We start from the raw sequence: 12,541 nt of genomic DNA on the forward strand, positions 1-12,541 counted from the left end.
TTGGATAGTAAAAAGATTTATTCTTTGCTTGGCCTTAGTGCAAGGGCCGGGAAATTAAAGAGCGGAGAGTTTTCCGTATTGGATGCGATCCGCAGCGGCAAAGCATGTGTCGTGATAGTGAGTGAAGATGCTTCTGATAACACAAAGAAGCAGTTCAAAGATAAATGTAGTTATTATAATGTGCCTATTGCTTTTTTTGGAGACATGGAGAGCCTCGGGCATGCAGTTGGTAAAGGAGTTCGAACAAGCCTTGTCATCACCGACAAAGGGCTGGCGCAATCGCTTTTAAAGAACTTACTACAAGAAGATTAGTTGGAGGAAATGTGAATGGCAAAAATTAAGATATCTGAACTTGCAACAGAGCTTGGGTGTGAAGGAAAAGCACTGCTTAGCTTTTTGCAGGAAAAGGGAATAGAGGCGAAGCGTTCGAACAGCTCGATTGATGACAATGAGGCGGAAATTGCAAGAAAGCATTTCGGCAAAAAGAGTGCAAATGATGCACCCTCCAATGCCAATAAGGAAGCTAAGCCTGCTAAGACAGACGCATCTGCAAAAGGCGCGTCCGATCAGAGTGCTTCAGGTGATGCACCTAAGAAAAAGAAAAAGATCATAATGGTTACAAATGCCGGAAATTCCAAGATGGGCGGCTATCAGAACCAGAATAACAATAATGCGGGAAATAACAACCAGAGACGTGACAACAGAAATTCCGGTAATCAGAACAACAGAAGAGGAACTTTTGCTCAGTCACAGAATGTTTATCATCCCATTAAGCCTTTAACTGCACCTTCTCAGCTCGAGAGTTACGGAAACAGTTCTATTTCCAAGACTCCGGTTCAGAAGCAGGCATCTGCCAAGCAGGAAGCTCCCGCAAAACAGGAGACACAGGCTGTTAAGCCTAAGGAGACTGCTGTTGAGAATAAGCAGCCGGTAAAGGCACCCGTTAAGGAGAAAACAGAAAGACCCGCAGAGAGAAATGCGGCTCCTGCACAGAACAATAACAGAAACGGTGCCGACAGAAGAGATAACAGAACTCCTCGTCAGAACGGAGACAGAAATTCATTCCAGAACAGAAACGGTGCTCAGGGCGGGCCCAGAAACAACAATGCTCAGGGTAACGGTCCACGCAGGGACAACAATAACGGAAACAATGCTCAGAACGGTAAGTTCAGGGGCAAGGGCGACAACAATAAGTTTGCCGGAAATAAGTTTGATAAGGGCGCAAGAGGCGGATTTGCCGATGCACCTCAGAAAGAAAACTCAGGTCGCAGAGACGACGAGAGAAGAAGAATCGGTCAGGAAAAGGATAAGAGAAACAAGAAGGATCTTGCATACGAGCAGGAAGAGATGATGCCGAGAAGTAAGAGAGTCGGCAGATTCATCAAGCCTGAAGTTAAGAAGGTTGAAGAACCCGAAGAGCAGATCAAGGTTATCTCAATTCCTGAGAAGGTTTCCATCAAGGAACTTGCTGAGAAGATGAAGATGCAGCCTTCAGTAATCATCAAGAAGCTCTTTATGGCAGGTCAGATTTCTACCGTTAATACAGAGCTTACTTATGAAGAGGCCGAGAATATAGCTATCGAATATGACATCATCTGTGAGAAGGAGATTCCCGTTGATATTATCGAGGAGCTTCTTAAAGAGGATGAGGACGCAGAAGAGACACTTAAGAAGAGACCTCCTGTTGTCTGCGTAATGGGTCACGTTGACCATGGTAAGACTTCACTTCTTGATGCTATTCGTAAGACAAGCGTTACAGACAGAGAGGCAGGCGGTATCACACAGAGAATCGGTGCTTACACTGTATCTGTAAATGACCAGAAGATCACATTCCTTGATACTCCCGGTCACGAAGCATTCACTGCAATGCGTATGAGAGGTGCTACATCAACAGATATCGCAGTTCTTGTTGTTGCTGCCGATGATGGTGTAATGCCACAGACTGTTGAGGCTATCAACCATGCCAAGGCAGCTGAAGTTGAGATTATCGTAGCAGTTAATAAGATAGATAAGCCTAATGCAAATATCGATAAGGTTAAGCAGGAAATGACTGAATATGGCCTTATTTCAACAGATTGGGGCGGAACAACAGAATTTGTTCCCGTTTCAGCTAAGTCCGGAGAGGGAATTGAGACGCTTCTTGAGACTATCATTCTTACAGCTGATATTCTCGAGCTCAAGGCTAATCCTGACAGAGAAGCAAGAGGTCTCGTACTTGAGGCAAGACTTGATAAGGGTCGCGGACCTGTTGCAAACGTACTTGTTCAGAAGGGTACACTTCACGTTGGTGACTTCATTTCAGCCGGTGCAAGCTCAGGTAAGGTTAGAGCGATGGTTGACGATAAGGGCAACAAGCTCAAGGAAGCACTTCCTTCACAGCCTGTTGAGATTCTTGGCCTTTCAGATGTTCCAAACGCAGGTGAAGTATTCCTCGGACATGAGACTGACAAGCAGGCTAAGCAGTATGCCAACACATACCTTCAGCAGCATAAGAAAGACCTTATCGAAGAGACAAAGGCTAAGATGTCACTTGACGATCTGTACTCCAAGATTGAGGAAGGAAGACTTCAGGAACTCAATATTATTATCAAGGCAGACGTTCAGGGTAGCGTAGAGGCACTTAAGCAGAGCCTCCTTAAGCTTTCAAACGAGGAAGTTGTTGTTAAGGTTATTCACGGCGGTGTTGGTGCCATCAATGAGTCTGACGTAACTCTTGCCGCAGCTTCAAGTGCTATCATCATCGGATTTGACGTTCGTCCCGATGCGACAGCAAAGAGCATGGCAGAGCACGAAGGCGTAGAGATCAAGCTTTACAAGGTTATCTACCAGGCAATCGAAGAAATCGAATTTGCCATGAAGGGTATGCTTGCTCCTATCTTCGAAGAGAGAGTTACCGGACATGCCGAAGTCAGACAGATATTCAAGGCTTCTAAGGTCGGAAATATCGCAGGTTCCTTCGTTAAGGACGGTATCATTAAGAAAAATTGCAAGGTTCGTATTTCCAGAGATGGTGAGCAAATCTTCGAAGGTGATCTTGCATCCCTTAAGAGATTCAAGGACGATGTCAAGGAAGTTAAGGAAGGCTTCGAGTGCGGTCTTGTATTTGACGGCTTTGATCAGATTCACGAAGGTGATCTTGTAGAAGCTTACGAGATGGTGGAAGTACCCAGAACATAAGAAAGGTAAAAATGCGAAAGAACAGCAATAAAAATAAAAGAATAAACGGTGAGGTTCAGAAAGTTATATCCGAAGCTATCAGATATAGCAAAGATCCCAGAATCAGTCCCATGACATCCGTAATGGATGTTGAAGTTGCTCCGGACCTTAAGACATGTAAGGTCTGGGTCACTGTAATGGGAAATGATGAGGATAGGGAGAGAACCGAAGCCGGACTTAAGAGCGCAGCGGGATATATCAGAAGTACTCTGGCAAAAGAGCTCAATATGAGATATACGCCCGAGCTTCGCTTTATCATGGATGACTCCATTGAATATGCAATCAATATGTCCAAGAAGATTGATGAAGTAACAGCAAAGGATAATGAAGCAAAGATTGCTCGCGGAGAGGAAATCGATGAGGATTGATGATTATTTGACTAATGTCGGTACAGTTGGAATCAGCGGACATGTGAGACCTGACGGAGACTGTGTTGGGTCATGTATGAGTATGTATCTTTACCTCAGAAAGAATTATCCGAATATCAAGGTGGATGTTTTTCTTGAAAAAATACCTCAGGAGCTTACATTTATCAAAGATTCCGACAAGATAAACAATGATTTTGTTTCGGAAGTTGAAAGCTACGATCTGTTTATTGCGCTTGATTGCGGAAAAGAGCGCACAGGCGGCGCGGAGAAGTTTTTTGATTCTGCAAAAAAGACGGTAAATATAGATCATCACATCAGTAATCCCGGAACAGGTGATGCAAATTACGTTGTTCCTACAGCAAGTTCTGCTTGTGAGCTTGTTTATGACGTTCTTGATAAAGAGCGCATGGATGTTGAGATAGCTAAGGCTATTTATACCGGAATGGTTACTGACACGGGAGTCTTCAAATATTCAAACACATCTCCGAAGACAATGGAGATTGCGGCAAAACTCATAGCTTACGGTTTTGATTTCGGAAGTCTTATCGACCATGTTTTTTATGAAAAGACTTATCTTCAGAACCAGATACTTGGAAGAGCGCTTTTAGAGAGCATTCGTCTTCTTGACGGAAGATGTATCGTATCTGTTATCTCTAAGCAGACAATGGATTTCTACGGCGCTGAATCAAGCGATCTTGATGGTATAGTAAGTCAGATGCTTCTCACCATCGGAGTTGATTGTTCGATTTTTGCTTATGAGCTGGCTCCTTTGGAATATAAGGTCAGCCTTCGCAGTAACGGCGCTGTCGATGTAGCCAAGGTTGCAGCGATATTTGGTGGCGGTGGTCATCAGAGAGCGGCAGGATGCAGCGTAAACGGAACTTATCATGATGTAATAAACAATATAATGAAATATGTTCAGCATCAGCTTGAAGAGTGAGAACATATTGTATTAAACGAAAAAGGTACCCATAAAGATTGCATTTAGGGGTACCTTTTTGAGAGCACGGGAGAATATGAAAAGTAATTACAACGGACTTATAAATATCTATAAAGAACCCGGATTTACTTCAAATGACGTGGTTGCAAAGTTAAGAGGAATACTTAAGCAAAAAAAGATCGGCCATACGGGGACTCTTGATCCTGACGCGGTGGGCGTTCTTGTTGTATGCCTCGGAACGGGCACCAAGCTTGTCGAGATGCTTACAGATCATGACAAGGAGTACATTGCCGTCTGCAGGCTCGGAGTAACCACTGATACCCAGGATATGTCAGGGAACATCTTGGAGACATTGGACGTCAAAGTTACAAAAGAACAGGTACACGAAGCGGTGCAAGCATTTATCGGCGATTACGATCAGATTCCCCCCATGTATTCCGCTATTAAGAAAGACGGAAGAAAGCTTTATGAGCTTGCGAGAGAAGGCATTGAGGTTGAACGTAAACCTAGAAAAGTCCACATATCCGCGATATCGGTTCTTGATGATTCGCATATTGATTCGGATGGCCTTTTCACAATAGAAGTTAAGTGCAGCAAGGGAACATATATAAGGACTCTTTGCCATGACATCGGCCTCAGACTCGGATGCGGTGCGGCAATGCAGCATCTTACAAGAACGAGAGTAGGAGCATTTACTCTTGATACTGCTGTGACCCTTTCTCAGATTGAGAATATGAGGGATGCGGGAACGCTTCCCGAGATCATACAGTCGCCTGAATATATTTTCAGGGATCTTGATAAAATACATGTGAAAAACGCCGCCAGAACGCTTTTAGAGAACGGAAACAGCTTCAGGAGGAATAATATCGTAAATGAAGATCCCGAGGGCGTAAATGACAAGGAATTTGAAAAAGAGATGTTTTCCGAGGGCAATAAGTTCAGAGTATATTCGGAGGATGATGTTTTCTTTGGGATATATACATTCAGTGCCAAGACGGGTATGTTTAACGTAGATAAATTCTTTTTTGAAAAATAATCGGAACGGATATCGGATCGAAATGAAGATAATAACTGAACTTGATAAATTGAATATCCGCGAAAAAACTGCGGTAGCAATAGGAAAATTTGACGGTATACATGTGGGACATAAGGAACTTCTTTCCAGGATTCTTGAAAAGAAGAAGGATGGACTTAAGGCAACTGTGTTTACGTTCGATCCTTCTCCTGAGGAGTTTTTTGTAGGACACTCCGTACCGCAGCTTTTTACACGTGAAGAAAAGCTTAAGGCGTTTCAGGAGCTTGGAGTGGACATCCTTGTGATGTTTCCGCTTAATGATGCGACTGCTGCGACGGATCCTGAGGAGTTTGTCAGAAGAATACTTGTGGATGAACTTAATGCCGGTTTTATCGCGGCGGGAAGTGATGTTTCTTTTGGCAATAAGGGAAAAGGCGACAGTAAGCTCCTTGAGCGACTTGGAAAAGAGCTTTCGTATGAACTTTGCATTATTGATAAGGTGAAGGTCGACGGCGAAGAAGTGAGCTCTACAAGAGTCAGAAATGCCGTATCTGACGGGGATATGGATCTCACCGAAAGGCTTCTTGGAACGAAGTATTCGATTTCCGGAATCGTTGAACACGGAAATCATCTGGGACATACGATTGGCGTGCCTACGGTGAATATCCTTCCTCCTTCAATGAAACTTCTTCCTCCCTACGGAGTGTATTCAAGTACGGTCAAGATAGGGAAGAATGAGTTCAAAGGAATGACAAATATAGGGCGCAAGCCAACGGTTTCGGAAAAAGAAAAGGTTGGCGTCGAGACATATATATATGATTTTGACCGCGATGTGTACGGGGAATATATAGAAGTTGTGCTCCACAGCTTTGTAAGACCCGAGATAAAGTTTGAAAATATGGAACAGCTGAAATTACAGATTCAGCAAGATATAAAAAATGCAGTGAGGAGTTTTTAAGTGAGTATTTTAAATGTTGAGCATCTCACACATGGCTTCGGAGACAGAGCCATTTTTGATGATGTGTCTTTCAGATTGTTAAAGGGTGAGCACATTGGACTTGTCGGAGCAAACGGCGAGGGAAAGTCCACCTTTATGAATATTATTATCGGAAAACTTATGCCTGATGCCGGAAAGATAGATTGGGCAAAAAATGTGAAAGTAGGTTATCTTGACCAGCACGCGGAGCTAAAGCAGGGAATGACCATACGCGACGTTCTCGCTTCCGCATATGAGCCGCTTTATGAGATGGAGCGCAGAATGAATGAGATCTGCGATGCAATGGCTGAAGCGGATGAAAAGACACTTGAAGAGTATATGGAAGAGCTTGGAACAATTCAGGATCTTCTTACAAATCATGATTTTTACCTGATAGATTCCAAGATAGAAGAGGTATCAAGGGCGCTGGGCTTTCTTGATCTTGGCCTTGACAGGGATGTAACGGAACTTTCGGGAGGACAGAGGACAAAGATCCTTCTTGCCAAGCTCCTTCTTGAAAAGCCCGATATCCTTCTTCTTGACGAGCCTACGAACTATCTTGATGCGGAGCACATCGTATGGCTTACAAGATATCTTCAGGATTATGAGAACGCTTTTATCCTCATATCCCATGACATACCGTTCCTTAACAGTGTGGTAAACATCATTTACCACATGGACGGTCAGACACATTCTCTTGACAGATACGTGGGCGATTACGACAAGTTCATGGAAGTCTATGAGATGAAAAAAGCTCAGAGAGAAGCCGCATATAACAGACAGCAGCAGGAGATTGCCGACCTCAAGGACTTTGTTGCGAGAAACAAAGCAAGAGTCGCTACCAGAAATATGGCGATGGCAAGGCAGAAGAAGCTCGATAATATGGATATAATCGAGATGGTAAAAGAAAAGCCGAAGCCTGAGCTTAATTTCAAGGTTGCAAGGACTCCGGGTAAAGTTATATTTGAGACAAAAGACCTTGTTATAGGCTATGACGATCCTCTTTCATCGCCTCTTAACATAACTATGGAGCGCAATTCAAAGATTGTTCTTACGGGTGCAAACGGAATCGGAAAGACAACTCTTTTAAAGAGTATTCTCGGTCTTATTCCTGCGCTTGAAGGCTCCGTAGAACTTGGAGAAAACGTTGAGATAGGCTATTTTGAGCAGGAGATGTCGCCTGATATCGAAACTACATGTATGCAGGAAATCTGGAACGAATTTCCGGGATTTTCGCAGTATGAGGTTCGCTCGGCTCTTGCAAAATGCGGACTTACGACCAAGCACATAGAAAGCAAGTGTAAGGTGCTTTCCGGAGGAGAGCAGGCGAAAGTAAGACTTTGTAAGCTCATAAACAGGGAATCAAATCTTCTTGTTCTTGATGAGCCTACGAACCATCTTGACGTTGATGCAAAGACAGAGCTTAAGAGAGCACTTTCGGAGTACAAGGGCAGCATTCTGATGGTATGCCATGAGCCTGATTTTTACGATGGGCTTGCCACGGAGGTTTTAGACTGTTCAAAGTGGACAACTCGTCTGTAATCCGATAATGACTTTACATAAAAGAATATATATGCTAATATAACTTAGTTGCCTACCAATCTTAGGCACATCAACAGAACTACCTATACTCGGATATGGGATACTCCAACCCTTGTCTGTGTATCGGGCGGATTCATAAAATATTTTAAGGAGTGAAAAAATGATCACAAAAGAGAAGAAAACAGAAGTTATCAACAAGTTTGCGAGAAAAGCCGGAGATACAGGTTCACCGGAAGTTCAGGTTGCAATTCTTACAGAGAGAATTCAGGAGCTCAACGCTCACCTTCAGAAGAACCCTAAGGATCACCACTCAAGAAGAGGTCTTCTTAAGATGGTTGGTCAGAGACGTAGCCTTCTTGGATACCTTAAGAAGAAGGACATCGAAGCTTACCGTAAGCTTATCGCAGATCTTGGTTTGAGAAAGTAATCTGTAAAACAGAAAGGCGGGATGAGGCTGATGCAAATCGGCTTATTCCGTCTTTATTAATGTTTGGTACATGCGTTGTAATATGATCTAGGGCTTTCAAAGTTATAATATACGGTTCGATTCTTGCGAGGCGCATATTATGACCTTGAAACCCACGTATCATATTATTATTTAATGTGAGTGAAGGAGATTAAAATGGTTAAGACTTACACAATGGATCTTGCCGGACGTACTCTTAAAGTAGAGATCGGCAAAGTAGGTAAACAAGCTAATGGATGCGCATTTATGCAGTATGGTGACACAACAGTTCTTTGTACAGCTACAGCATCTGCAAAGCCCAGAGAAGGAATCGATTTCTTCCCTCTGAGTGTTGAATACAGTGAGAAATTCTATGCAGTGGGCAAGTTCCCCGGCGGATATAACAAGAGAGAGGGTAAGCCTTCTGAGAACGCTATTCTTACAAGCCGTGTTATCGACCGTCCTATGCGTCCTCTTTTCCCTAAGGATTACAGAAACGACGTTACGATCGAGACTATGGTAATGGCAGTTGACAATCAGTGCAGACCTGAACTTGTAGCTATGCTCGGTGCATCTGTATCTGTATCAATTTCGGATATTCCTTTCGACGGCCCTTGTGCTATGACGCAGGTTGGTATGGTTGACGGTGAGCTTATCATCAACCCTACACAGGAGCAGTGGAATACAGGTGACCTTAAGCTTACTGTTGCATCAGTAGGACAGAAGGTTATCATGATCGAGGCCGGAGCAAACGAGATTCCTGAAGAGAAGATGAAGGAAGCTATCTACAAGGCTCATGATGTAAACCTTCAGATTATCGAATTCTTCAAGGGAATCGTAGCAGAGATCGGTAAGCCCAAGCATGAGTATACAAGCTGTGCTGTTCCTGAAGAGCTCTTTGCCGCAATCAAAGAGGTTGTTCCTCCCGAGGAGATGGAAAAGGCTGTATTTACAGACGATAAGCAGACAAGAGAGAACAATATCGCAGAGATTACAGATAAGCTTACAGAGAAGTTTGCAGAGAACGAAGAATGGCTTGCAATTCTCGGTGAGGCTATTTACCAGTATGAGAAGAAGACAGTTCGTAAGATGATCCTTAAGGATCACAAGAGACCTGACGGACGTGATATCAAGCAGATCAGACCTCTTGCAGCTGAGGTTGACATCATTCCCAGAGTACACGGAAGTGCTATGTTCACTCGTGGACAGACACAGATCTGTGACGTTACAACACTTGCACCTCTTTCAGAGGCACAGAAGGTTGAGGGACTTGATGAGTTCGCTTCAGATAAGAGATATGTACACCAGTACAATTTCCCTGCTTATTCAGTAGGTGAGACAAAGGTTTCAAGAGGACCCGGACGTAGAGAGATCGGACACGGTGCACTTGCAGAGAGAGCACTTCTTCCCGTTCTTCCAAGTCCTGAAGAATTCCCTTATGCAATCCGTTGCGTATCAGAGACATTTGAGTCAAACGGATCTACATCAATGGCTTCAACTTGCGCATCATGTATGTCACTTATGGCTGCAGGTGTTCCCATCAAGAAGATGGTTGCAGGTATCAGTTGCGGTCTTGTAACAGGCGATACAGACGATGATTTCATCGTACTTACAGATATCCAGGGACTTGAAGACTTCTTCGGAGATATGGACTTCAAGGTAACAGGTACAAAAGACGGTATCACAGCTATCCAGATGGATATCAAGATTCACGGCCTTACAAAGCCTATCGTTGAGACAGCTATCGAGCAGTGCCGCGAGGCAAGATTCTTCATCATGGACGAGTGCATGAGCAAGGCTATTGCCGAGCCTCGTAAGGAAGTATCAAAGTATGCTCCCAAGATCGTATCCGTTCAGATCGATCCCGAGAAGATCGGTGATGTTGTCGGACAGAGAGGAAAGACAATCAACGAGATTATTGCGCGCACAGGCGTTAAGATTGATATTACCGATGACGGTAAGGTTTCTGTATGCGGAGAAGACCAGGAGAAGCTCCAGCAGGCAATCGATATGGTAAATATCATTGTTACTGACTTCGAGAAAGGCCAGACCTTTACAGGAAAGGTAATAAGCATTAAAGAGTTTGGTGCATTCGTTGAGTTCGCTCCCGGAAAAGAGGGTATGGTTCATATCAGCAAGATTTCAAAGGAGAGAATCGACCGCGTAGAGGATGTTCTTACACTTGGTGATACAGTTAAGGTTGTATGCCTTGGCAAGGATAAGATGGGAAGAATCAGCTTCTCAATCAAGGACGCTAAAGACTGAAAACTTGACGAGGTATTATCGAGTCTAGTGTGAAGCTTGTTCTGGCGAGCACTTCGTGCGAGAGCAGAACCTCCTTATGTCCTTGTAAAAAGAAACTATAGAATAAACAGATTTATGAGGTCGGGATGTTAATTCATGCCGACCTCATGTTGAGTAGAGGAAAAGATGAGCAATACAAAAGAAACAATCAATGAGATAAACAAGAGACGTACATTTGCGATTATTTCCCACCCTGACGCAGGTAAGACAACACTTACGGAGAAATTCCTTCTCTACGGTGGTGCGATCAATATGGCGGGAAGCGTTAAGGGAAAAGCAACTGCCAGACATGCCGTATCTGACTGGATGGAAATCGAGAAACAGCGTGGTATTTCTGTTACTTCTTCTGTACTTCAGTTTAATTATGAGGGATGTTGCATAAACATTCTTGATACACCGGGCCACCAGGATTTCTCTGAGGATACATACAGAACACTTATGGCTGCGGATTCTGCTGTCATGGTAATTGATGCAAGTAAGGGCGTTGAGGCACAGACAAGAAAACTCTTTAAAGTCTGCGCTATGAGCCATATTCCGATCTTTACTTTTATCAACAAGCTTGACCGTGATGCAATGGATACATTCGATCTTCTTGATGATATCGAGAATAACCTTGGAATCGCAACTTGCCCTATGAACTGGCCAATCGGTTCAGGTAAGAACTTCAAGGGAATATATGACAGAAGAGAAGGACATATCGTTACTTTCTCAGATACCCAGAAGGGTACAAAAGAAGGCAAGGAGACAATTATAGATCTTACCGATAAGGCAGGAATAGAATCACTTGTCGGAAACGATGCATTTGAGAAACTTCAGGGTGAGATTGAGCTTTTGGATGGGGCAGGAGCTGAATATGACCTTGAGAGAGTCAGAAAGGGAGAACTTACCCCCGTATTCTTCGGATCTGCTCTTCAGAACTTCGGTGTTGAACTCTTTTTGCATCATTTCCTTAAGATGGCTACTCCTCCTATGGGACGTTCGTCTGCAGACGGCGAAATGATCGATCCGCTTGAAAGAGACTTTACTGCATTTGTATTTAAGATTCAGGCCAATATGAATAAAGCTCACAGAGACAGAGTGGCATTTATGAGAATCTGTTCGGGAAGATATGATGCAAATAAGGAAGTTAAGCATGTCCAGAGTGGAAAGGTTATGCGCCTTTCACAGCCTCAGCAGCTTATGGCTGATGAGAGAAAAATTCTTAGCGAGGCATATGCCGGAGATATCATGGGCGTATTCGATCCGGGTATATTTGCTATCGGAGATACTGTTTGCATGCCTAAGGATAATGTTGTTTATCAGGGTATCCCAACATTCGCTCCGGAACATTTTGCACGAGTTCGTCAGGTCGACACAATGAAACGTAAACAATTTGTTAAAGGAATTTCACAAATTGCTCAAGAGGGTGCAATCCAGATATTTCAAGAGTTTAACACGGGTTTGGAAGAAATAATTGTTGGAGTTGTAGGAATTCTTCAATTTGATGTCTTGAAATTTAGGTTACAAAGCGAGTACAATGTAGATATCATTCTAGAAAATCTTCCATACGAACACATCAGATGGGTGGACAACGATAACATAGATATGGCCTCTATTATCGGCACTTCTGACATGAAAAAGATAAAAGATATGCATGACAGACCACTCCTTTTATTTGTTAACGAATGGAGTGTTGGAATGACAATGGAAAGAAATGAGGGATTAAAACTTTCAGAATTTAAGAGAAACTAAGTAG

10 protein-coding genes are annotated in these 12,541 nt (G+C 43.4%); all 10 read left to right on the forward strand.

Annotated features, from left to right (window positions below; genetic code table 11):
• On the forward strand, positions 1-312 hold the full coding sequence (locus tag DL92_RS0100595; protein WP_026655181.1) for a L7Ae/L30e/S12e/Gadd45 family ribosomal protein: 312 nt from the start codon (positions 1-3) through the stop codon (positions 310-312).
• 15 nt (positions 313-327) lie between these two features.
• Positions 328-3,177 (forward strand): translation initiation factor IF-2, encoded by a 2,850-nt coding sequence (infB, locus tag DL92_RS0100600; protein WP_081816794.1) that lies wholly within the window; start codon positions 328-330, stop codon positions 3,175-3,177.
• Between the two features lie 11 nt (positions 3,178-3,188).
• On the forward strand, positions 3,189-3,584 hold the full coding sequence (gene rbfA / locus DL92_RS0100605; protein ID WP_026514257.1) for a 30S ribosome-binding factor RbfA: 396 nt from the start codon (positions 3,189-3,191) through the stop codon (positions 3,582-3,584).
• Positions 3,574-4,524 carry a DHH family phosphoesterase gene (locus DL92_RS0100610; RefSeq protein ID WP_026655179.1) on the forward strand — a complete coding sequence of 317 codons (951 nt, stop codon included), beginning with the start codon at positions 3,574-3,576 and terminating at the stop codon, positions 4,522-4,524. Before rbfA ends, DL92_RS0100610 begins: the two co-directional genes overlap by 11 nt.
• A 76-nt stretch (positions 4,525-4,600) precedes the next feature.
• Complete coding sequence (truB, locus tag DL92_RS0100615; RefSeq protein WP_034462003.1) at positions 4,601-5,560, forward strand: tRNA pseudouridine(55) synthase TruB; 960 nt, start codon at positions 4,601-4,603, stop codon at positions 5,558-5,560.
• 22 nt (positions 5,561-5,582) lie between these two features.
• Positions 5,583-6,497 carry a bifunctional riboflavin kinase/FAD synthetase gene (locus tag DL92_RS0100620; protein ID WP_026666611.1) on the forward strand — a complete coding sequence of 305 codons (915 nt, stop codon included), beginning with the start codon at positions 5,583-5,585 and terminating at the stop codon, positions 6,495-6,497.
• Entirely contained in the window at positions 6,498-8,057 is a 1,560-nt protein-coding gene (locus tag DL92_RS0100625; protein WP_026666612.1) for an ABC-F family ATP-binding cassette domain-containing protein, read from the forward strand.
• 160 nt (positions 8,058-8,217) lie between these two features.
• A complete protein-coding gene (rpsO, locus tag DL92_RS0100630) occupies positions 8,218-8,484 on the forward strand; it encodes a 30S ribosomal protein S15 (protein WP_024864377.1) in 267 nt (88 codons plus the stop codon).
• A gap of 195 nt (positions 8,485-8,679) precedes the next feature.
• Positions 8,680-10,767 (forward strand): polyribonucleotide nucleotidyltransferase, encoded by a 2,088-nt coding sequence (locus DL92_RS0100635; RefSeq protein WP_026666613.1) that lies wholly within the window; start codon positions 8,680-8,682, stop codon positions 10,765-10,767.
• A gap of 165 nt (positions 10,768-10,932) precedes the next feature.
• The gene (locus tag DL92_RS0100640) at positions 10,933-12,537 is read left to right on the forward strand and encodes a peptide chain release factor 3 (protein WP_026655174.1); all 1,605 of its coding nucleotides are present in this window, start codon (positions 10,933-10,935) and stop codon (positions 12,535-12,537) included.
• Positions 12,538-12,541: the final 4 nt, after the last annotated feature.

This window comes from Butyrivibrio sp. AE2005 (assembly GCF_000686965.1).
GTDB lineage: Bacteria > Bacillota > Clostridia > Lachnospirales > Lachnospiraceae > Butyrivibrio > Butyrivibrio hungatei_A.